Annotated in this window: 21 protein-coding genes and 2 riboswitches; of the genes, 8 read left to right on the forward strand and 13 right to left on the reverse strand. The window is 61.1% G+C overall.

Annotated features, from left to right (window positions below):
• Window positions 1–24: 24 nt before the first annotated feature.
• The 5 genes from BK660_RS02010 to BK660_RS02030 are packed head-to-tail and all read right to left on the reverse strand — an operon-like array spanning window position 25 to window position 3,468.
• The gene (locus tag BK660_RS02010; protein WP_123431839.1) at window positions 25–414 is read right to left on the reverse strand and encodes a RidA family protein; all 390 of its coding nucleotides are present in this window, start codon (window positions 412–414) and stop codon (window positions 25–27) included.
• 30 nt (window positions 415–444) lie between these two features.
• Window positions 445–1,236 carry an amino acid ABC transporter ATP-binding protein gene (locus BK660_RS02015; RefSeq protein ID WP_123431840.1) on the reverse strand — a complete coding sequence of 264 codons (792 nt, stop codon included), beginning with the start codon at window positions 1,234–1,236 and terminating at the stop codon, window positions 445–447.
• Window positions 1,233–1,895, reverse strand: a complete 663-nt coding sequence (locus BK660_RS02020; RefSeq protein ID WP_123431841.1) for an amino acid ABC transporter permease — start codon at window positions 1,893–1,895, stop codon at window positions 1,233–1,235. The genes BK660_RS02015 and BK660_RS02020 overlap by 4 nt, the downstream gene beginning before the upstream one ends.
• A 9-nt stretch (window positions 1,896–1,904) precedes the next feature.
• Window positions 1,905–2,567: an amino acid ABC transporter permease gene (locus BK660_RS02025; RefSeq protein ID WP_008015908.1), complete on the reverse strand. Its 663-nt coding sequence runs from the start codon at window positions 2,565–2,567 to the stop codon at window positions 1,905–1,907.
• A gap of 52 nt (window positions 2,568–2,619) precedes the next feature.
• Window positions 2,620–3,468, reverse strand: coding sequence for a transporter substrate-binding domain-containing protein (locus BK660_RS02030; protein ID WP_123431842.1), 849 nt, complete (start codon window positions 3,466–3,468; stop codon window positions 2,620–2,622).
• Window positions 3,469–3,811: 343 nt separating this feature from the next.
• On the opposite strand from BK660_RS02030, the gene BK660_RS02035 reads away from it, so the two are divergent.
• Window positions 3,812–4,255 carry a thioredoxin family protein gene (locus tag BK660_RS02035; protein ID WP_123431843.1) on the forward strand — a complete coding sequence of 148 codons (444 nt, stop codon included), beginning with the start codon at window positions 3,812–3,814 and terminating at the stop codon, window positions 4,253–4,255.
• A 108-nt stretch (window positions 4,256–4,363) separates the two neighbouring features.
• Here the strand turns inward: BK660_RS02035 and BK660_RS02040 are convergent, their stop codons facing one another.
• Both BK660_RS02040 and BK660_RS02045 read right to left on the reverse strand, forming a co-directional pair.
• The gene (locus BK660_RS02040) at window positions 4,364–5,923 is read right to left on the reverse strand and encodes a TerC family protein (RefSeq protein WP_123431844.1); all 1,560 of its coding nucleotides are present in this window, start codon (window positions 5,921–5,923) and stop codon (window positions 4,364–4,366) included.
• Between the two features lie 257 nt (window positions 5,924–6,180).
• Window positions 6,181–7,047 carry a LysR family transcriptional regulator gene (locus BK660_RS02045; protein WP_123431845.1) on the reverse strand — a complete coding sequence of 289 codons (867 nt, stop codon included), beginning with the start codon at window positions 7,045–7,047 and terminating at the stop codon, window positions 6,181–6,183.
• A 103-nt stretch (window positions 7,048–7,150) separates the two neighbouring features.
• Here BK660_RS02045 and BK660_RS02050 point away from each other — a divergent pair, with 103 nt between their 5' ends.
• Window positions 7,151–8,698 carry an MFS transporter gene (locus tag BK660_RS02050; RefSeq protein WP_123431846.1) on the forward strand — a complete coding sequence of 516 codons (1,548 nt, stop codon included), beginning with the start codon at window positions 7,151–7,153 and terminating at the stop codon, window positions 8,696–8,698.
• A 63-nt stretch (window positions 8,699–8,761) separates the two neighbouring features.
• The gene (locus tag BK660_RS02055) at window positions 8,762–9,019 is read left to right on the forward strand and encodes a DUF2790 domain-containing protein (protein WP_123431847.1); all 258 of its coding nucleotides are present in this window, start codon (window positions 8,762–8,764) and stop codon (window positions 9,017–9,019) included.
• Here the strand turns inward: BK660_RS02055 and BK660_RS02060 are convergent.
• Window positions 9,010–9,420: a MerR family transcriptional regulator gene (locus tag BK660_RS02060; protein ID WP_123431848.1), complete on the reverse strand. Its 411-nt coding sequence runs from the start codon at window positions 9,418–9,420 to the stop codon at window positions 9,010–9,012. The two genes, BK660_RS02055 and BK660_RS02060, sit on opposite strands and share 10 nt — an antisense overlap.
• A 77-nt stretch (window positions 9,421–9,497) precedes the next feature.
• Here BK660_RS02060 and BK660_RS02065 point away from each other — a divergent pair, with 77 nt between their 5' ends.
• Window positions 9,498–10,721, forward strand: a complete 1,224-nt coding sequence (locus tag BK660_RS02065) for an NADH:flavin oxidoreductase/NADH oxidase family protein (RefSeq protein WP_123431849.1) — start codon at window positions 9,498–9,500, stop codon at window positions 10,719–10,721.
• A gap of 118 nt (window positions 10,722–10,839) precedes the next feature.
• Here BK660_RS02065 and BK660_RS02070 read toward each other — a convergent pair whose 3' ends face one another.
• The 4 genes from BK660_RS02070 to cobW form a co-directional block, all read right to left on the reverse strand.
• Entirely contained in the window at window positions 10,840–11,451 is a 612-nt protein-coding gene (locus tag BK660_RS02070) for a vWA domain-containing protein (protein WP_123431850.1), read from the reverse strand.
• A gap of 53 nt (window positions 11,452–11,504) precedes the next feature.
• Complete coding sequence (locus BK660_RS02075) at window positions 11,505–12,503, reverse strand: magnesium chelatase ATPase subunit I (protein WP_123431851.1); 999 nt, start codon at window positions 12,501–12,503, stop codon at window positions 11,505–11,507.
• A 164-nt stretch (window positions 12,504–12,667) separates the two neighbouring features.
• Window positions 12,668–16,462 carry a cobaltochelatase subunit CobN gene (cobN, locus tag BK660_RS02080; protein ID WP_123431852.1) on the reverse strand — a complete coding sequence of 1,265 codons (3,795 nt, stop codon included), beginning with the start codon at window positions 16,460–16,462 and terminating at the stop codon, window positions 12,668–12,670.
• 3 nt (window positions 16,463–16,465) lie between these two features.
• Window positions 16,466–17,539 carry a cobalamin biosynthesis protein CobW gene (cobW, locus tag BK660_RS02085; protein WP_123431853.1) on the reverse strand — a complete coding sequence of 358 codons (1,074 nt, stop codon included), beginning with the start codon at window positions 17,537–17,539 and terminating at the stop codon, window positions 16,466–16,468.
• 100 nt (window positions 17,540–17,639) lie between these two features.
• Window positions 17,640–17,851: riboswitch (cobalamin riboswitch) on the reverse strand.
• Window positions 17,852–18,028: 177 nt separating this feature from the next.
• Window positions 18,029–18,256, forward strand: a riboswitch (cobalamin riboswitch).
• Window positions 18,257–18,377: 121 nt separating this feature from the next.
• Here cobW and BK660_RS02090 point away from each other — a divergent pair.
• The 4 genes from BK660_RS02090 (at window position 18,378) to cobM (ending at window position 20,526) form a co-directional block, all read left to right on the forward strand.
• Entirely contained in the window at window positions 18,378–18,569 is a 192-nt protein-coding gene (locus tag BK660_RS02090; RefSeq protein WP_123431854.1) for a CbtB domain-containing protein, read from the forward strand.
• Window positions 18,570–18,580: 11 nt separating this feature from the next.
• A complete protein-coding gene (locus tag BK660_RS02095) occupies window positions 18,581–19,288 on the forward strand; it encodes a CbtA family protein (protein ID WP_123431855.1) in 708 nt (235 codons plus the stop codon).
• Window positions 19,285–19,698 carry a cobalamin biosynthesis protein gene (locus tag BK660_RS02100; protein WP_123431856.1) on the forward strand — a complete coding sequence of 138 codons (414 nt, stop codon included), beginning with the start codon at window positions 19,285–19,287 and terminating at the stop codon, window positions 19,696–19,698. The genes BK660_RS02095 and BK660_RS02100 overlap by 4 nt, the downstream gene beginning before the upstream one ends.
• 81 nt (window positions 19,699–19,779) lie before the next feature.
• Window positions 19,780–20,526, forward strand: a complete 747-nt coding sequence (cobM, locus tag BK660_RS02105) for a precorrin-4 C(11)-methyltransferase (protein ID WP_123431857.1) — start codon at window positions 19,780–19,782, stop codon at window positions 20,524–20,526.
• A gap of 170 nt (window positions 20,527–20,696) precedes the next feature.
• Here the strand turns inward: cobM and nfuA are convergent, their stop codons facing one another.
• Window positions 20,697–21,281: a Fe-S biogenesis protein NfuA gene (gene nfuA / locus BK660_RS02110; protein ID WP_007946504.1), complete on the reverse strand. Its 585-nt coding sequence runs from the start codon at window positions 21,279–21,281 to the stop codon at window positions 20,697–20,699.
• Window positions 21,282–21,354 lie beyond the last annotated feature (73 nt).

Consider the following 21,354-nt stretch of genomic DNA (forward strand, 5'->3'; position numbering starts at 1 on the left):
TGCCCGCGACGGGCGCGACTCGGTTCAGGCCTTTTTCTTGTACGCGACGCAGTCGATCTCGACCTTGCAGTCGACCATCATGTTCGCCTGCACGCAGGCACGGGCCGGAGCGTGTTCGGGTTTGAAGTACTCGGAGAAGACCTTGTTGAAACTCGTGAAGTCCCGCGGATCTTCCAGCCACACGCCAGCACGCACCACATCTTCCAGGCCATAACCGGCCTCTTGCAGAATCGCGATCAGGTTCTTCATGGTCTGGTGGGTCTGTTCGACGATTCCGCCCGTAATGATCTCGCCATCCAGCGCCGGCACCTGCCCGGAAACGTGCAGCCAGCCATCGGCTTCAACGGCTCGGGCGAAAGGGCGAGGCGTACCGCCAGCGGCGCTACTGCCGGTGCCGTAACGAGTAATGCTCATGAGTGTTTCTCCTGATTGAATTCTGGAAAGTTAAAAGCGCGTATTTTTGAGAAACTCAGCCAGACGCGGTGATTGCGGGCGCTCGAACAGCTCCTTGGGTGGCCCCTGCTCTTCGATGCGCCCCTGATTCATGAAGACGATCTTGTCCGAGACTTCGAACGCAAAGCGCATTTCGTGGGTGACCAGCAACATGGTCATGCCTTCGTCGGCCAGGCCCTTGATCACGTTCAGCACTTCGCCGACCAGTTCCGGGTCGAGGGCCGAGGTGACTTCGTCGAACAGCATCAGGCTCGGGTTCATCGCAATCGCCCGGGCAATCGCCACGCGCTGTTGCTGACCACCGGACAACTGACCGGGATAGTGATCGCGGCGTTCCAGCAAGCCGACGCGCTCCAGCCATTTTTCTGCCAGTGTGACGGCCTCGTCCTTGTGCAGTTTTTTCACCTTGAGCAAACCCAGGGTGACGTTCTGCAACGCGGTGAGGTGCGGGAACAGGTTGAACTGCTGGAACGCCATGCCGGTCATTGCACGGTGCCGGGCGATGACTTTTTCCGGGTGGCGTACGCGCTTGCCGTCGACCTCGTCATAGCCGATGGACTCGCCGTCGAGCATGATCTGCCCGCCCTGGAATTCTTCGAGCATGTTCACGCAGCGCAGCAGCGTGGTCTTGCCCGAGCCGCTGGAGCCGATCAGCGTGACGACGTTGCCGCGCTGCATGGTCAGGTCGACGCCCTTGAGCACTTCGAGCTTGCCGTATTGTTTGTGCAGGCCGCGTATGTCCAGCAGGGCCTGACCGTTTTGCGTGTTGGAGAGTTGAGTCATGGCAAGGCCACCCGCTTTTCAATGTGCCGGCCGAGTAATTCGATGGCGTAGTTGATGACGAAAAACAGAAATCCGGCGAACAGGTAAAACTCCAGGGTCATGAAGGTCCGGGCGATGATCTGCTGCGTACTGAGCAGCAACTCCGCCACGCCGATCACCGACAACAGCGTCGAGGCCTTGACGATCTCGGTCGACGAGTTGACCCAGGTCGGCAAAATCTGCCGCAACGCTTGAGGCAACAGCACGTAACCGAGGGATTGGAAAAACGTCAGGCCAATCGCCTTGCTCGCTTCCATCTGACCGCTGGGCAATGCTTGCAACGCACCGCGCACGATCTCGGCGACATGGGAGCCGCAAAACAGCGTCAGCCCCAAGGCGCCTGCCTGAAACGCACTGATCTGCCAACCCAGTGCCGGCGCCATATAAAAGCAGGCCAGCACCAACACAAACACCGGCGTTCCGCGAATCAGGTCGACGTAGAAACGAAACGGCGCGCGCATCCAGAACTTGCCGTAGGTCAGCACCAGACCGGCGACAATGCCGACCATCGTGCCCAGCAAAATCGCCAGCGCCGACACCTGCACACTGGTCAAGAAGCCCTGCCACAACACTTCGCGGGCAACCCATAACTCATGCAACCAACCAGGGGATTCGTACATGGGGGGCTCCTATCGGCGAATCGCCAGACGCTGCTCGAGGTAACGCAGCATCATGGCAATGAGGTAACAGGCCGCCACATAGAGCGCCGTGGTCACCAGCCAGGTTTCAATCACCCGGTAGCTCTCGACATTGATCTTGCGCGCGTAATAGGTCAGTTCCGGCACCGCGATTGCGGCGGCCAGCGACGTGTCCTTGAACAGCGAAATGAAGTTGTTCGACAGGGCCGGCAGCACATTGCGCAGCATCACCGGGACGGTGACGTACGCCTTGACCTGCCATTCGCCGAGGCCGATGGCGAGCCCGGCTTCACGCTGGCCCTTGGGAATGCTCAACAAACCACCACGGAACACTTCGGTCAGATACGCCCCGGCGTACAACGACAGCGTAATGATGAACGACGGGATCTTGTCCAGACGAATGCCCAGGCTTGGCAAGGCAAAGTAGATCAACAGAATCAACACCAGAATCGGCGTATTACGGATCACCGTCACATACACCGACGCCAGCACCCGCAATGCGCGGTGCTTGGACAGCAAAGCAAACGCCATCATCAGGCCGATCACGCAACCGATGGCGATCGACACCAGCGCCAGTTCAAGACCCAGACCGAGCCCCGCCAGCAAGGTGTCGAAATCGCGCCATACGGCGGCAAAGTTCAACTGATAGTTCATGGTCAGCAGTACCTTGAGCGGGGCGCGTTATCGGCGCCCCGCTCTCACGGGATCATTTGAATTCGACTGGGAAACCGATCGCTGGAGTCGGCAGATCGACACCGAACCACTGTTTGAAGGACGCCGCGTAGGTCGGAAACTCAACGCCGGTCATGGCCTCATGCAGGGTGGTGTTGACGAAGTTCAGCCAGTCCTGATCGCCACGTTTGACTGCACAGGCGTAGGTTTGCGGGCTCCAGGCGTAAGCCGGGCTGCGATAACGACCAGGGTTCTGCACCATCAGGTATTTCACCGACGACTGATCGGTGGCAGCGGCATCGGCACGGCCGGAGTTCACCGCCTGGTACATCAGGTCCACGCTGTCGTACTGATCGACCTTGGCCTTGGGCAGCGCCTGATGCACCAGCTCTTCGGCGTATACGTTCTGCAAGACCGCCACGGTCACGCTGTCGTTGGCGGCCTTGAGGTCTTCGATTTCCTTGTACTTGCTGTTGGCCGGCAATAGCAGGCCGACGCCTTCGCGGTAGTACGGCAGGGTGAATGCCACCTGTTGCGCACGACTGGCAGTCACGGTGATGAACTGGCAACTGATGTCGACCTTGTCGGTCAGCAAGTTGGGAATCCGCGCATCGGACGACTGCACCACAAACTCGACTTTGGTCGGATCGTTGAACAAGCCCTTGGCAATCATCCGCCCGATATCGATATCGAACCCCTGCAACTTGCCATCCGCTCCCTGGAAGTGCCACGGCGCATTGGTACTGCCCGTGCCCACAAGCAATTTCCCACGGGCCAGCACGCTATCGAGCTTACTGTCCGCCGCCTGGGCCACGCCCATGGCAGCGGCGGTGGCCGCGAGAACAAAAACACACGCTTTTAACAAGGAAGGTCGGCGATGCATGGCAAGCACTCCAGGATGATGTTTATTCCGCTATACCGGATATTGGTATGTAACAACGGAATAGACAGCAGAAAGTGTGCCACAGGTTGTGCAGGGAATGTTGGGGAGATTGAAAATCGATTTGAATCAACAGGATGGGAAAAACGCTGAGGGATCTGTTACCAAACGCACGTGAGGGGGAGCGCTACCGTTGGCTACAGCGTGCGGGTACTTGCACCACAATTGAAGATGAATGACCGGAAATGACGCAGCGTGCACCTGTAATTTCTGACAGTAGACCCGGCCCCACTCCCACCTTTAACGTCGACAAACCTCGATGGTCGTTGTGAAAAGGAGATTTTCAATGAGCTCGACAAACCACCTGGCATCGCTGGCTCCGGTCTACCGCAAGGCGCTGAAAACCTGGCGTCCGGTAATCTGGCTTTTCACCAATGAGCACTGCCCGGCCTGTGAATGGGCAGAACCGATCTTTCGCGAAGTCGCCCAGCGCTATCGTCATCACGCGAATATTTATGTGTTGAGCACCCGTGAATCACCGCGGCACCCGAACGTTACCGGTACACCGACCGTGTTGTTCTTCAAGGACGGGAGATTGCTGAAGAAGCTCAAGGGTTTTGGCTCCAGAGAAACGCTGGAGGAGGATTTCGCCAAACATATTGGCAAGCTCAGGCCGCAATATGTGGCGCATAAACCGACTCACGATCTGGCGTGGTTGCGCCAGACGTTGCGCGGGTTATGTACGGTGCCGCGGGCCTTTGAGCGGTTGAGTTGTCGTAGCGGGTGTTAAGACTTGGGAGTGATGCGTTTGCTCACTCCCACATTGGATCTGCAGTGTGCACAAGACCCGTGTGGGAGCGAGCCTGCTCGCGAAGAGGCCTTGAAGCCCGGCGAAAACCTAGCGGTCGACACGCACCAGCAGCACCCGCGTCACCCGCCGCTCCTCAACCGCCACCACTGTCATTCGCCAGCCCTGCCACTCGAGGCTATCGCCGATCACCGGCAATCGATCCAGCAAGCTGACGACTAACCCGGCCAGGGTCTGATAGTCCTCGGTAGGCTCGGCCACAAATCCGGTCCGCTGCCGAACCCGAGTCAGGTTCAACGCGCCGCTGACCAAAAACCCGCCTTGTTCCTCCACCACGTCCGGGCCTTCGATTTCGCTGGCGTCGGGCAGTTCGCCGGCAATCGATTCGAGAATATCGGTCATGGTCAACACCCCCACAAAATCACCGAATTCATTGACCACGAACGCAATGTGCGTCGAAGCCTGGCGCATCTGTTCCAGCGCATTGAGGATCGAGTAGCTGTCCAGCAAGTTAACGGTCTTGCGCGCCAACTGCTCCAGATTCGGTTCGTTGCCGGCCAGGTATTCTTTGAGCAACTCCTTTTTGTGCACGAAGCCCAGCGGCTCGTCCACCGCGCCGTCACGGATCAACGGCAAGCGCGAATAGGACGAATGCATCAATCGCGTACGAATGGTCTGCGCATCATCGGCCAAGTCGATGTAATCAACGTCGGCACGCACGGTCATCAACGTGCGGATCGGCCGTTCGGCCAGTTGCAGTACGCCGCTGATCATCACCCGCTCGCGGCGGTCGAACAGTGCTTCGCCCGGTGCCTCGCCGTTGTCCAGCAGGTCGGCAACCTCCTCGCCGACCTCCTCCACCTCCATGCTGCGACCGCCGAGCAAACGCAACACCGCATGGGCCGTGCGCTCACGCATGGGCCGCAGTCCCTGCAGGGACTTCTTGCGGCGAGCGCGGGCGATCTGGTTGAACACTTCGATCAGGATCGAGAAACCGATGGCCGCATACAGATAGCCTTTCGGAATGTGGAAACCCAACCCTTCGGCCGTCAACGCGAAGCCGATCATCATCAAGAAGCCCAGACAGAGCATGATCACGGTCGGGTGTGCGTTGACGAAACGGGTCAATGGCTTGCTGGCCACGATCATCAGGCCGATGGAGATGATCACCGCGATCATCATCACCGCCAGTTCATCGACCATGCCCACAGCGGTAATCACTGCGTCGAGGGAGAACACCGCGTCGAGCACCACAATCTGCGCCACGATCGGCCAGAACATTGCGTACGCGGCGTTGGCAGAGCGCTGGCCGACATGACCTTCAAGCCGCTCGTGCAATTCCATGGTGGCCTTGAACAGCAGGAACACACCACCGAACAACATGATCAGGTCACGGCCGGAGAAGCTCTTGTCGAACACCTCGATCAGCGGCTGCGTCAAGGTGACCAGCCACGAAATACTCGCCAGCAGGCCCAGGCGCATGATCAGCGCCAACGACAAACCAATGATTCGCGCACGGTCGCGCTGCTCGGGCGGCAGTTTGTCCGCCAGGATCGCGATAAACACCAGGTTGTCGATGCCGAGCACCAGCTCCAGCACGATCAACGTCAACAAGCCCAGCCAGGCGGTGGGGTCAGCTAACCATTCCATAAAAACGTCTCGATCTCTTCAGTGAATTCAGAATGCCAGGCACGGCAAGGCGCGGCGCAGAGGCCGTGGGGTCGCAATGACAAGGTGTTTTGAATGGCGAAAGACCGGGTGTTTCAAGCGCGCACATTGGCGCGATGAGGAAGGATAACCGGGAGGCTCCAAGAGGGTGTTCATGCAAGTCCTGAAAGACAAAAGGACTTGAATCGTACAGGCGAAATCGACAATTCCTACAATCGAAATCATTTCAAGATCTGTAGTCAGCGATGTCTGACCTGCTCGATGAATCTCATCACTGCCGCCGACTTTTCGAATCGCCGATGGATCAACGACAACCACGACGCTGCGTTACACCCGTTGATCGGCCGATAGACCACGCCGGGCAAACCCACATGCCCGATCACCGACTCCGGCACCACCGCCACGCCCTGCCCCAGCGAAACCAAGGCAATCACCGCCACCAACCCGCCCGGTTGCGCGCCTAATGTCGGGGAGAATTCCCCGGCAGCGGCGACTTGCAAGGTGCCGCTGATTTGCTCCGGCAGGATGAACGTCTCGTTCTGCAGATGCTCCGGGCCGATGCCTGGCAGACGGCACAGCCAGGACTCGGTCGACAGCGCCAGGACAAAGCCCTCTTCGTCGAGGCGAATGGCTTCCAGTCCTTCGGGGAGCGTCATCGGCGAACGGACGTACCCCAAGTCGAATCGACCATCGAGCACCATCGCCGGCAACGTGGCCATGGGGCTTTCCCGCACATTCAGGCTCACGTCGGGGCAGGCGCGGCTGAAGGCTTGCACCTGTTTTTGCAGCAAACCGCAGAACACCGCCGACGCCACATACCCCAACTCGATATGGCCAATATCGCCACGCCCCGCCCGTTGCGCATTGCGCTGCGCAAACTCGAATTGGCGCACGGTCGCTTCGGCCTCGATCAGCAGCGCCGCGCCTGCTTCGGTCAGCTTCACATCACGCTGCTGGCGCAGGAACAATCGGGTGCCCAGTTCGCTTTCCATGTCCTGGATCTGCCGGCTCAGGGTCGGCGGCGCGATGCCCAGTTGTTCGGCGGCGCGGGTGAAATTGCGCTGTCGGGCAACGGCCAGGAAATAGCGGAAATGCCGAATGTCCATGTCTGCGTTAGCTCAAAGGTAATGAAGTGACGATCCGCGCCTAACACAGCCAGCGGTGCCCAACGATAAGCTGCACGGACCTTCACCGTAAAGAGTTGCCGTCATGACCGCCAAACCCAAGGTGAGCCCACGCCTTACATTACTCACAGCCTCAGGTGTCTGCTCGCTGATCGTGCTCGACACCAACATCGTCGCGGTCACCCTGCCGACCATCGCGCGGGACCTGGGCGCCAACTTTGCCGACATCGAGTGGGTGGTCAGCGCCTACATGCTCGCGTTCGCCGCCCTGCTGCTGCCGGCGGGAAGCATTGCCGACCGCTTTGGCCGACAGAAAACCCTGCTCTGGGGCCTGGGTATCTTTATCCTCGCCTCCCTCGGTTGCGGTGCGGCGCCCAACGCGTTGTTCCTTGACATTGCACGGGCGATCAAAGGCGTGGGGGCGGCGTTGTTGCTGACCTCGGCGCTGGCGTCCATCGGTCACACCTTTCACGATGAAGTCGAACGGGCCAGGGCCTGGGCGTTCTGGGGCGCGTGCATGGGCGTGGCGATGACCGCCGCGCCGACCGTCGGTGGGCTGATCACCGAATACGTCGGCTGGCGCTGGATTTTTTACCTCAACCTGCCGGTGGGATTGTTATTGATGGTGATGGTCTGGCGCGCCGTGCCGGAATCCCGCGACGCCCAGTCCTCGCGCCTCGATCCCTGGGGCAGCCTGGCATTCAGTGCGAGTTTGCTGTGCCTGATCTGGGGCTTGATCGAGGCCAACCGCATTGGCTGGAGCAACCCGGTCACCTACGCCCGGCTCATCGGGGGCGCAGCGCTGTTGGGGTTGTTCGTGGTGATTGAGCGAATGCAACAGCGGCCGATGGTCGACCTGCAATTGTTCAAGCATCCGCGCTTTATCGGCGCCCTGCTCGGCATGTTCGCCTACGCCGGTTGCGCTCAAGTGATGATGACGTTGTTGCCGTTTTACCTGCAAAACGGCCTGGGCTTTTCGGCCATCGCGTCAGGGCTCGGGATGTTGCCGTTCGCATTGACCATGCTGATTTGCCCACGCATCGGCGCGCGGCTGGCCGGACGGTTTTCGCCTGCTGCGCTGATGGCGGGCGGACTGGCCCTGGTCGGCAGCGGCAACTTGCTCAGTGCCTGGGCTGTCAGCAGTGGGGGTTACCTGCCCTTCGCCCTGGCGATTGCCGTGACGGGCGCCGGTGCCGGACTGCTCAATGGCGACACGCAAAAGAACATCATGGCCTGCGTGCCCCGCGAGCGCACCGGCATGGCTTCGGGCATGAGCACCACCATGCGTTTCAGCGCCATCGTGTTGGCCATCGGTGTCTATGGTGCGTTGCTCTCCAGCCATACCGAACTGTTGTTGCGCAGCGCTCTATCGACACAAGGCGCGGCATGGCTCAGCCAGACCCAAGGCATCGCTTCGCGAGTGGTAGCGGGCGACATGTCCGCTGCACTGAACCTGCTCCCGGAAAGCGCATGGCCGCTGGTCGAGACATTGGCGCGCCAAGCCTTTGTCGGCGGTTTCAGTCTGTTGCTCTGCGTCGCCGGTTTGCTCGCCTTGGCGGGGGCGTTGGTGGTGGGCACGCTGATGCGCCATCCGGTTCCGGAACCCAAAAACTTTTCCCTGAGCCTGGAATAAACCCTGGCGGGGCTCGTCGTACTGCCACTGAAATCGTTCAGTAGCCACCACGAGAGCCCCGCCATGAAAAGTCTCCTGTCTGCACTGTTTTTGATTGCCTTGAGCGGCACTGCAGCCGCCGCGTCTGTCGCCACCGCCAGCACCTCGAATGTCGAGGACTACCGCTATTCGAAATCGCTGAACATCGCCAAAGTCGTCAACATCACCAGCGGCGATTATTGCGGCATCGGTCCACGGGAGATGACCTACGTCGACACGATGGGCGCCACTCACGTCCTGCGCTATCAGGCGTTCGGTGATTCGTGCATCGATCAGAACTGATGCTTGAGCGACGCCATCACCCGCTCGGCATTTGCCTTGCAGGCTATCCCTTCGGGCCGCGCCTGGATGCCTTCAATCACCCCTAGCAACTTCGCCTTGCTCTGCGCCAGGTGAAGTTGCATTGCTTCGATCTGCTCGACCTTGCGCACCAGCCCCGCCAGCAATTCTTCGTGCTTGAACTCACCCGTCACCGTGTCCGGTAACAACTGCTTGAGCTCTTCGAGGCTGAACCCGGCCTGCTGCGCGCACTGAATGATCATCAGTGTTTGCAGGACTTGCTCGGGATAACGCCGGTAGCCGTTGGCCGAACGCTCGACCTGACGAATCAACCCCTGAGACTCGTAGAACCGAATGCGCGATGCATTCAACCCGCTCAACTGCGCCAATTCACCAATCTTCATCTCCGCCTCATTTGCCTGCTTGACATTAAAGTTAACTTTAAGCTTAGCCTCTGCTCTTTCCTGATGAGGAGTCAAGCATGTCGCCCTTCCAAGCGTTGAATCTGCCCAACGGCCAGACCGTCGGCAATCGTATTGCCAAAGCCGCCATGGAAGAAAATCTCGCCGACACCGGGCAAGCACCGTCAGGCGCATTGTTTAAGCTGTATCAGGCTTGGGCCGAGGGCGAGGCCGGCCTGTTGCTGACCGGCAATGTGATGATCGACCGCCGCGCCATGACCGGCCCCGGAGGCGTCGTGCTGGAAGACGAGCGCGACCTTGAACGTTTTCGTCAGTGGGCGACCATTGGTCGATCGGGTGGCGCGCAGTTCTGGATGCAACTCAATCATCCCGGCCGCCAAACCATGGCCAACCTCGGCCAGCAAGCCTGGGCACCGTCCGCCGTGGCGCTGGACCTGGGCGCGTTTTCGAAGATGTTTGCCGAGCCGAAGCCGATGTCCGAGACCGATATCGCCGAGGTGATCGCCCGTTTCGCGACCAGCGCGGCCCTCGCCGAGAAGGCTGGTTTCACCGGCGTGCAGATTCATGCGGCGCACGGTTACTTGATCAGCCAGTTCCTCTCGCCATTGACCAATCGCCGCACCGACGGTTGGGGCGGTTCACTGGAGAACCGCGCGCGCTTGCTGCTGGAAGTGGTCAGCGCCGTTCGCCGCGCGGTCTCGCCACAGTTCTGCGTGGCGGTGAAACTCAACTCCGCTGACTTCCAACGCGGTGGTTTTGACGCTGATGATGCCCGCCAGGTGATTCTGTGGCTCAACGAGCAGCACATCGACTTGCTGGAACTCTCCGGAGGCAGCTACGAAGCCCCGGCCATGCAAGGCGAAGCCCGCGACGGCCGGACCTTGGCGCGCGAAGCCTACTTTCTGGAAATGGCCGGTGAATTGGCCAGCGTCGCGAGCATGCCGGTGATGGTGACCGGCGGGATTCGGCGGCTGGCGATCGTGGAGCAGGTGCTCGACAGCGGCATTGCCATGGCCGGCATCGGCACGGCGCTGGCGGTTGAACCGCACCTGGTCAAGCACTGGCGCGAAGGTCGCAACAGCCATCCGCAACTGCCGCCGATTCTGTGGAAACGCAAACCGTTAGCTTCGCTGGCGAGCATGGCGGTGGTGAAGTTTCAGCTGCATCGATTGAGCCGCGGGCGCAAGCCTCGTCCGCAGGTGTCGGCGGTGTGGGCGTTGATTCTTGACCGGTTGTACATTGGCCGGCGTACGCGGCAGTACCGTCAGGCGATGGGTAAATAAATTCAGACCGAGTCGCGCCCATCGCGAGCAGGCTCGCTCCCACAGGTTTTGTGAACACTGAAGATCCACTGTGGGAGCGGGCTTGCTCGCGAAGGGGCCAGCACAGGCAACCAATAATTCAGCGAGTAATCAGCTCATCAATGTGCCGATAATCCGCTCGTAGTTCCGCAGCCATCTGCTTCGCTCGCCCCAATCGAATCGGCCCGCGCTCGATATCAATCAGCAGGCCGGGGCATTCCAGCGCAGGCAACAGCGACCACTCCTTCAATCGCCCATCAGTCAGCAACAACACACGCTGCTGCTCCGCCGGAAAGCGCTTCTGTCGAGTCGCCAACCATCGCCCCGCCTCACCCAACGCCGCCAACACCGGCGTGCCACCGCTTGCGCCCAATCCATCAAGCCAGGTTCGCAAACCGCTGGACGCTTTCAAGCCTTGCACCTGCCATTTCGGCACATTGCCGCTGGCCGTCAACAACGCCAACCGCGCACGCTGGCGGTAGGCATCGTCGAATAGCTGCGCGAGTAAACCCTTGGCATCGCTCAACGCCTGATGACGCCTCGTCGAGGCCGAGGCATCGACAATCACCAGCCACAATTCATGGGCGCTTCGAGTGCGCAGGTGAAACAGCACATCGCTGCGCTGACGTGGCCGACCCTTGAGCAAGGTGCCGGGCCAGTTGATCGAGCCGCTGCGTGCGGCATGGCGTTTGCCCTGTTTGCCGTTGTCCAGCCGTCCTGCGCGGGGTCTGGCATTCGCCCCCGCGTCAGATCGAGGGCGAATGCCTAGGGCTTTTTTGGCCAGCTCGGCACTTCACGACGGGCACCGACCGGCAGCGCTTGGGCGGGCATTTCACCCCATTGGCCCTGGCCTTCGCTCGGAGTGGAATGTTGTGGCGATGGCGCCTGACTGTGTTGCGGTGCCGGCGGTGATTGCTCGCGACGGCGATGGCGTAAAGCGAATTCGGCGACGGCATCGATATCGTCCTCGCTGATCGCGTTCGCACCGCGCCATGCGGCGTGGGCGCGAGCGGCACGCAGCCAGACTAGGTCAGCGCGCAAGCCATCGACGCCGGCAGCAAAGCAGCGCTCGGTGATCAGCGCCAACGCTTGATCGTCGAGGGGGATGCTCGCCAGCACGCTACGCGCCTTCTCGCACTGTTCGCGCAGCGCCTGCTGCTGGTGTTCCCACTGCGCGCAGAACTGTTGCGGATCGCTGTCGAAATCCAGTCGTCGACGGATGATCTGGCCACGTTCGGTCGGCGCTGTGTGACCGCTGAGGGCGACGTTCAGGCCGAAGCGGTCGAGCAGTTGCGGACGCAATTCACCCTCTTCGGGGTTCATGGTGCCGATCAGCACGAACTTCGCCGAATGCCGATGGGAAATGCCATCGCGCTCGATCAGGTTGGTGCCGCTGGCGGCGACGTCGAGCAACAGGTCGACGAGGTGATCGGGCAGCAGGTTGACTTCATCGACGTAGAGCACGCCACCGTCGGCCTTGGCCAGTACGCCGGGGGAGAATTGCGCGCGGCCGTCGCTCAGTGCGGCGTCAAGGTCGAGGGTGCCGACCAGTCGCTCTTCGGTGGCGCCCAGCGGCAAAGTAACGAATTGACCGCTGGCCAACAGGTCCGCGAGGCCCCGGGCCAGGGTGGATTTGGCCATGCCGCGCGGGCCTTCAATTAGCACACCGCCGATTTTCGGGTCGATGGCGGTCAGGTACAGGGCGAGCTTCAAGTCGTCGGCGCCGACCACGGCGGATAAGGGGAAATGTGCGGTGTCGGTCATTGTTCAGTCTCAGTCATGGTCAGTGATCCCTCTACACATAACACAGGCACCTGTATCCCTGTGGGAGCGAGCCTGCTCGCGAAGAGGCCAGCACATTCAACATCATCGTCAGCTGAAAAATTGCCTTCGCGAGCAGGCTCGCTCCCACAGGGATTTGCGGTGCATCAGCTGTCTTCTTCTATATCCAGCAACAGGTTTTTCAGGGCCTCGCGGTATTCGCCCGGCTCCTTCCACATCCCCCGCTGCTGCGCTTCGAGCATCCGTTCGGTCATGTCGCGCAAGGCGTGCGGATTGTGCTCGCGAACAAACTCGCGGGTCGCCGGGTCCAGCAAATAAGCATCGGCCAGCAGCGCGTACTGGTGATCGTCAATCAGCTGCGTCGTGGCGTCGAACGCAAACAGGTTATCGACCGTCGCCGCCAGTTCAAACGCGCCTTTGTAGCCGTGACGCTTGACCCCGTCGATCCACTTTGGATTCGCCGCCCGGGAGCGGATCACCCGGTTCAGTTCTTCCTTCAAGGTACGGATCTTCGGCAAATCCGGCTGACTGTGATCGCCATGGTAACTGGCCGCGGCTTCACCGCTGAGGCTTTCCACCGCAGCAAGCATGCCGCCCTGGAACTGGTAGTAATCGTTGGAATCGAGCAAATCGTGTTCGCGGTTGTCCTGGTTTTGCAGCACCGCTTGCACCTGACTCAAGCGCTGGGCGAATTGTTCGCGGGCGGCGGTGCCTTCGTCGGAACCGCCGTAAGCATAGCCGCCCCAATTCAGGTAAACCTCGGCCAGGTCCTCACGGCTTTGCCACAGGCGACCATCGATGGCGCCCTGCACGCCGGCGCCATACGCACCGGGTTTTGCCCCAAAAATTCGCCAACCGGCCTGACGATTCGCGGCGTCTTCATCAAGGCCTGATTGCATCAGCGCTTCACGCTCGGCGCGCACTTTGGCGGCCAAGGGGTTGAGGTCGTCGGGTTCATCCAGCGCCGCGACCGCTTGCACCGCCGCATCGAACAGACGGATCAGGTTGGCGAAGGCATCACGGAAGAACCCGGAGACACGCAAGGTCACGTCCACGCGCGGACGGTCGAGCAGGCTCAGCGGCAGGATTTCGAAATCGTCGACCCGCTGACTGCCCGTAGCCCAGACCGGCCGTACGCCCATCAGCGCCATGGCTTGGGCGATGTCGTCGCCGCCGGTGCGCATGGTGGCGGTGCCCCAGACGGACAGGCCGAGCTGGCGCAGGTGATCGCCGTGGTCTTGCAGGTGCCGTTCGAGGATCAGGTTGGCGGACTGGAAGCCGATGCGCCATGCGGTGGTGGTCGGCAGGTTGCGCACGTCCACCGAGTAGAAGTTGCGCCCGGTGGGCAGCACGTCGAGGCGACCGCGGCTGGGTGCGCCGCTCGGACCGGCGGGGACGAAGCGGCCGTTCAGGGCGTCGAGCAGACCGCGCATTTCGGCTGGGCCGCAGGCGTCAAGGCGTGGGGCGACGACTTCGCGCAGGCTGTCGAGGATGGCGTGCACTTCGGACCAAACCGCCTCCTGTGGGAGGGTGCCTTTGTGGCGAGGGGGTTCTGGTTCGTTCAACAAAGTGTGGGCGATGAGTTGAGCGGCGAACAACTCAAGGCGTTCACGGGTATCACCCGCCGTGCGCCAGGCTTCATCGGTGAGGTTTTGCAGTTCCATGGGGCGCGGACCGGTCCAAGGCTCGGCCAACGCACAATCCAACGGATCGAACCCCAGCTCGAACGCCTTCGCCAACGCCCGCAGCAAACTCGATTGCGCGCCCCGCCCATCGCCACGGGGAATCCGCAGCAACGCGAGCAAGGTGTCAATGCGCAATCGCCCGGTCGGTGACTCGCCAAAGATATGCAGGCCATCGCGAATCTGCGATTCCTTCAAGTCGCACAAATACGTGTCCAGGCGCGGCAACCAGATCGCTGCATCGGCATCGCTGTCGAGTTTTTCGTCCAGTTGCAGTTCGCGATCGATGTGCGTGTCACGCACCAGTTGCAGGATGTCGCGCTGCAATTCCCGGGCGCGGCGCGGATCGAGCAGTTGCGCTTCGTAATACTCGTCGGCCAGCAGTTCGAGGTTGCGTAGCGGCCCGTAGGTTTCGGCGCGGGTCAGCGGCGGCATCAGGTGGTCGATGATCACCGCTTGGGTGCGGCGCTTGGCCTGCGCGCCCTCGCCCGGATCGTTGACGATAAACGGATAGATGTTCGGCAGCGGTCCGAGCAGTGCATCCGGCCAGCAGTTTTCCGAGAGCCCGACACCTTTGCCCGGCAGCCATTCGAGGTTGCCGTGTTTGCCGACGTGGATCACACCGTGGGCGCCGTAGGTGTTGCGTAGCCAGAAGTAAAACGCCAGATAGCCGTGGGGCGGCACCAGGTCCGGGTCGTGATAGACCGCGCTCGGGTCCACCTGATAACCGCGCGCCGGTTGAATGCCGACGAAGGTCAGGCCGAAGCGCAGACCCGCAATCATCATCCGTTCGCCACGGTACATCGGATCGTTTTCGGGTGTGCCCCAGCGTTCCAGCACGGCCTCGCGATTGGCCTCGGGCAAGGCGTCGAACATGCGCTGGTAGTCGTCGAGCGCGAGGCTTTGATGACACGGACGCTGATCGAGGGTATCGAGGTCGTTGCTGACGCCGCCAAGCAATTGCTGGATCAACGCGGTGCCGCTGTCCGGCAACTCGGCCGGCAACGGATAACCTTCTTGATGCAGCGCACGCAGGATGTTCAGCGCAGCGGCCGGTGTGTCGAGGCCGACGCCATTGCCGATCCGCCCATCGCGAGTTGGATAATTGGCAAGAATCAGGGCGATGCGTTTTTCGCTGTTCGGCACCCGCGCCAGATCGATCCAGCGTCGTGCCAGTTCGGCGACGAAATCCATGCGTTCCGGTTGCGGTCGATAACACACCACATCGGACTGACTGCGCTCGCTGCGCCATGCCAGATCCTTGAAGCTGATCGGGCGGCTGATGATGCGGCCGTCCAGTTCCGGCAGCGCGATGTGCATGGCCAGGTCGCGCGGGCCAAGCCCCTGCTCGCTGGCACGCCAACCGGGTTCGTTGTCCTGGGCGCAAATCGCCTGGATCACCGGAATGTTGCGGCGAAACGGTCGCAGGTGCGGCGCTTCGGGGCTGGACTGGGCGAAACCGGTGGTGTTCAGAATCACCCCCACCTCGACGTCATCCAGCCAGTCCTCGACCACCGTCAGGCAGCCGGGCTCTTTCAAACTGGCCACGGCAATCGGCAAAGGGTTTAACCCGGCCGTTTGCAAACGTTGGCAGAAAACATCAATGAACGCGGTATTGGCCGCCTGCAAATGCGAGCGGTAAAACAGCACCGCCGCCACCGGTTGATCGGCTTGCCAGTCGGCTTGCCAATCGCTCAGCTCAGCGGGACTTTTGTGCGGATGGTAAATCGCGGTGCGCGGCAGGGCTTGCGGCTCGGCCCAGGCGTAATCGCGGTCCAGCCAGCGAGTGGCCAGGCAGCGGAAAAAGTCCAGGGCATTGCCCATGCCGCCCTGACGCAAAAACTGCCAGAGCCGATCACGGTCGCAGGCCTCGACGGTGCTGAGGTCGCTGAGTTCCGGGTCCGGACGATCATCGCCCGGCACCAGAATGAGCTGTACGCCGCGCTCGGACAATTGCACCAGCCGCTCGACGCCATAACGCCAATAGGCGATACCGCCGTGCAGCGAGATCAGGATCACCTTGGCGTGGCGCAGCACTTCATCGACATACAAATCGACCGAGGCGTGATTCTGCACCTGCATCGGGTTGGCCAGGCGCACGCTCGGATAATCGTCGGGCAGTTGCTGCGCGGCTTCGGCGAGCAGCGCCAGGCTGGAGTCGCCGCTGCACAGGATCACCAGCTCGGCGGGGGTTTGTCCAAGGTCGGCGATGTTGTCATCCGACACGAAACCGCCGGGCTGGGTCCTGAGCAGGTGCATGGCTTAAACGCTGAGCGCGGCGCGCAATTGCGCTTCGAGTTGCGCAGCGTCCAGTTCCTGGCCAATCAATACCAGGCGCGTGGTGCGCGCTTCCTCGGCGCCCCACTGACGGTCGAAGTGCTTGTCGAAACGCGTGCCCACGCCCTGAATCAGCAAACGCATCGGCTTGTTCGGGATCGCGGCGAAACCTTTGACGCGCAGGATGCCGTGCTTGACCACCAGTTGCGTCAGCGCGTCCATCAGCAGGCTTTCGTCGGCTTGCGGCAGTTCGATGGAGATCGAGTCGAATGCGTCGTGGTCATGCTCATCGTGATGGCCGTCTTCACCTTCATGGTGATGGTCGTGGTGGCTGTGACGGCTGTCGATGTGTTCTTCGGAGCCTGCGCACAGGCCGATCAACACGTCCAGCGGCAGGCGACCGCTGCTGGCTTCGATGACTTTCACCGCCGGCGGCAGTTCTTCGGCGACTTCGAGGCGCACGCGGGCCAGGTCTTCAGGGCTGATCAGGTCGGCCTTGTTGAGGATCACCAGGTCGGCGCTGGCCAGTTGGTCGGCGAACAGCTCGTGCAGCGGCGATTCGTGGTCAAGGTTCGGGTCGAGTTTGCGCTGGGCGTCGACTTGATCCGGGAACGCGGCGAAGGTGCCGGCGGCAACGGCCGGGCTGTCGACCACCGTGATAACGGCATCAACGGTGCAGGCGCTACGGATTTCTGGCCACTGGAAAGCCTGGACCAGCGGCTTGGGCAGGGCCAGGCCCGAGGTTTCGATAAGGATGTGATCGAGGCCGCCGCGACGGGCCACCAGTTCGCGCATCACCGGGAAGAATTCTTCCTGGACGGTGCAGCACAGGCAGCCGTTGGCCAGTTCATAGACGCGGCCGTTGGCTTCTTCTTCGGTGCAGCCGATGGAGCACTGCTTGAGGATTTCGCCGTCGATGCCCAGCTCGCCGAACTCGTTGACGATCACCGCAATGCGACGGCCCTGAGCGTTGTCGAGCATGTGCCGCAGCAAGGTGGTTTTGCCCGAGCCGAGGAAGCCGGTAACGATGGTGACGGGGAGTTTGGCCAGTGTTTTCATCGGATGCCCTTTGGCAAGGTGGCGGGCATACGGGACGACGACCGCTGCAGCACACGCTGCGCGGAAGATTTCGCCACCGGATCACCCCGCCCGGTTGAAAGTCAGAATCTGTGTCGAGGCAGGTCTCCTGGCTGACGGCTGGCCAGTCGTTTGACTGGCGGTTTCTGCGCCTTCCCGCTCGCGCCATGGCTGGCGCATGCAGTGGCATGGCAGAAACTGAACCGTTCACAGTTGCGGGGGCAGCCGCGGCATTGACCGCGTTCCCTTCTTAGCTTCGGCAAACGCCGAAGAACCTCGAAAGCGCAAGGCTACGCATCGCGCTGGGGCGGGTCAATGTTCACATGAGATCGGCGGCGCACCCTTCGCGAGCAAGCCCGCTCCCACATTCGACCGCGCTCCAATGTGGGAGCGGGCTTGCTCGCGAAAGGAGCCCCTCGGTTTCGAGTTGAGAACCCTTGCCAATTGACGCGAATCCCCCACCCATGCTCTCCTACGCATCTTGTTACGGGTGCCCTTCACAGGGTGAAACGGGAAACCGGTGAATCATGTGCTTTACTCAAAGCCATGTCAGTCCGGTGCTGCCCCCGCAACGGTAAGCGAGCGAAGCATCAAATCCACTGTGCCAGCAGTTCGGTATGGGAAGGTGATGCTTGCAGGTCAAGGCGAAAGCCTGCGCCCCTCGTGAGCCCGGAGACCGGCCCGCAACACAAAGTGACCGTTACGGTCACTGAACAACAAACCCGCGGTGGGCGGGCGCTGTTTGAACGTCTGCGTGTCCGGCTCGCAGGGGTTTTCCATGCGCTCTATATCACCCGCTGACAGACCAGAGGGATGCGCCATGTCGATCATCAGCAGCACCGGCCACACAACCACCAGCACCACTTCCACCCTGACTCAACGCCTGACCGTCGCCATCTGCGCGTCGATCCTGGGCGCGTGCCTGGTGTACTTCGCCGGTTTCTCGCACATCGAAGCGGTGCACAACGCCGCACACGATACCCGTCACAGCTCCGCGTTCCCGTGCCATTGAGAGCTGACGACATGATCAAGCGTATTGCGCAAACCGCAGGGTTTACGGGGCTGCTGGCCGCCCTGCTGCTGACCTTGCTGCAAAGCTTCTGGGTCGCACCGCTGATTCTTCAAGCGGAAACCTACGAGAAAGCCGAGCCGGCGGTGGTTCAACCCCATGAACACGCCGACGGCGCCATGGCCGCACACACCCACGACGCCGAAGCCTGGGAGCCGCAAGACGGCTGGCAGCGCGTGTTGTCGACCACTGGCGGTAATCTGGTGGTGGCCGTTGGTTTCGCCTTGATGCTCGCCGGCCTCTACACCTTGCGCGCACCCAACAGCACCGCTCAAGGTCTGTTGTGGGGTCTGGCCGGTTATGCAACATTTGTCCTCGCACCGACCCTGGGCCTGCCGCCTGAACTGCCGGGCACCGCTGCGGCGGATCTGGCGCAACGGCAGATCTGGTGGATCGGCACTGCCGCTTCAACCGCTGTCGGCATTGCGTTGATTGTGTTCAGCCGTCACTGGCTGATGAAAGTGCTGGGCGTGGCGATTCTGGCCGTTCCGCACGTGATCGGCGCGCCACAACCGGAAGTGCATTCGATGCTCGCGCCGCAAGCCCTGGAGTCTCAATTCAAAATCGCTTCGCAGTTGACCAACGTGGCGTTCTGGCTGGCCCTGGGCCTGATCAGTGCCTGGTTGTTCCGCCGCAAAAGCGATGGCCAATACCACGCATGACCGATGCCAGCACAGCGCCGACGTTAGTGGTCGGCCTGGGCTGCCAGCGCGGCTGCCCCGCCAGCACGCTGCGGGCATTGCTTGATCAGGCACTGCAGGCTCATCAAATCGGGCTTCACCAAATAAAGGCACTCGCCAGCATTGACCTGAAGCGCGATGAGCCTGGCCTGATCGAACTTGCGGAACAACTCGCACTGCCGTTGATGTTCTTCAACAGTGAACAGTTGGCCGGATATCAATCCAGACTCAGTCATCGTTCCGACATCGCGTTCGAACGCACTGGCTGCTACGGCGTAGCGGAAAGTGCCGCCCTGGCACTCGCCGAACAGCAGAATCAGGCACCGGCAAAACTGCTGATCCCCCGACAAAAATATGCGCAAGCAACCTTGGCGTTGGCCGGCACTGCGTAAAATCCCCGATAATCGCGCCTTCGATCATGAGCAATCTTCATCTGAAGCGTTGCCCAGCCTCTTTTTTCACAGGAAACGACGATGACCGTCTACTTCATTGGCGCAGGTCCCGGCGACCCGGAACTGATCACGGTCAAAGGCCAACGGCTGATTCGCAGCTGCCCGGTGATCATCTATGCCGGCTCCCTCGTGCCGGCAGCCGTGCTGGAAGGCCATCGTGCCGAACAGGTGGTCAACAGCGCCGAATTGCACCTGGAACAGATCATTGATCTGATCAAAACTGCCCACGCCAACGGCCAGGACGTGGCGCGGGTGCATTCCGGCGATCCGAGTCTGTATGGCGCGATTGGCGAGCAGATTCGCTACCTGCGCGAACTCGACATTCCGTTTGAAATCATTCCTGGCGTGACGGCCACCGCGGCGTGTGCAGCGCTTTTAGGGGCTGAACTGACTTTGCCGGACATCTCACAAAGCGTGATTTTGACCCGCTACGCCGACAAGACCGCGATGCCGGCGGGCGAGGAACTGGGCAGCCTGGCGCAGCATGGGGCGACCATGGCCATCCATTTGGGCGTGAATCATCTGGAAAAAATCCTTGCTGAACTGCTGCCACATTACGGCGCGGACTGCCCGATTGCGGTGATCCACCGAGCGACGTGGCCGGATCAGGATTGGGTGGTGGGGACGCTTGAGGACATTGCCGGGAAGGTTGAAGCCAAGGGGTTTCGGCGTACGGCGTTGATTTTGGTAGGTCGGGTGTTGGGGAGTGATCAGTTCAGCGAGTCGTCGCTGTATCGCGCGGGGCATGCGCATCTCTATCGCCCATAGGGCCTCTTCGCGAGCAAGCCCGCTCCCACATTGAATCTCCTGCGAACACGCATGTTGTGTACGACAAAAATCAAATGTGGGAGCGGGCTTGCTCGCGAAGGGAGCAGTGAATTTCACCCATAAAAAAACGGCACTCACGGGTGCCGTTTTTTCATGTCGCAGCGAACACCTTAGTAGTAGGCGTTTTCTTTCTGCGTGTGGTCAGTCACGTCACGTACGCCCTTGAGCTCAGGAATACGCTCAAGCAACGTGCGCTCGATGCCTTCCTTGAGGGTCACGTCCGCCTGGCCGCAGCCCTGGCAACCGCCACCGAACTTCAGCACGGCGATGCCGTCTTCGACCACATCGATCAGGCTGACCTGACCGCCGTGGCTCGCCAGCCCCGGGTTGATCTCGGTTTGCAGGTAGTAATTGATGCGCTCGTTGACCGGGCTGTCGGCGTTGACCATCGGTACTTTGGCGTTTGGCGCCTTGATGGTCAGCTGGCCGCCCATGCGGTCGGTGGCGTAGTCGACTACCGCGTCGTCCAGGAAGGCTTCGCTGAACGAGTCGATGTAAGCGGTGAAGCTTTTGAGCCCCAGCGCCGTGTCTTCAGGTTTTTCTTCGCCCGGCTTGCAGTAGGCAATGCAGGTTTCGGCGTACTGGGTGCCAGGCTGGGTGATAAAGACGCGGATGCCGATACCCGGGGTGTTCTGCTTGGAGAGCAGGTCAGCCAGGTAATCGTGGGCGGCGTCGGTAATGGTTATAGCGGTCATGGAAACTCCTCGCAGGCTTGGGCGCAGTTTACGCCAATCAACGCGCCGCACAAAGTCCTAGTATTTTTGTCGG

The organism is Pseudomonas brassicacearum (genome assembly GCF_003732265.1).
In the GTDB taxonomy this organism is placed as follows: Bacteria; Pseudomonadota; Gammaproteobacteria; order Pseudomonadales; family Pseudomonadaceae; genus Aquipseudomonas; species Aquipseudomonas brassicacearum_D.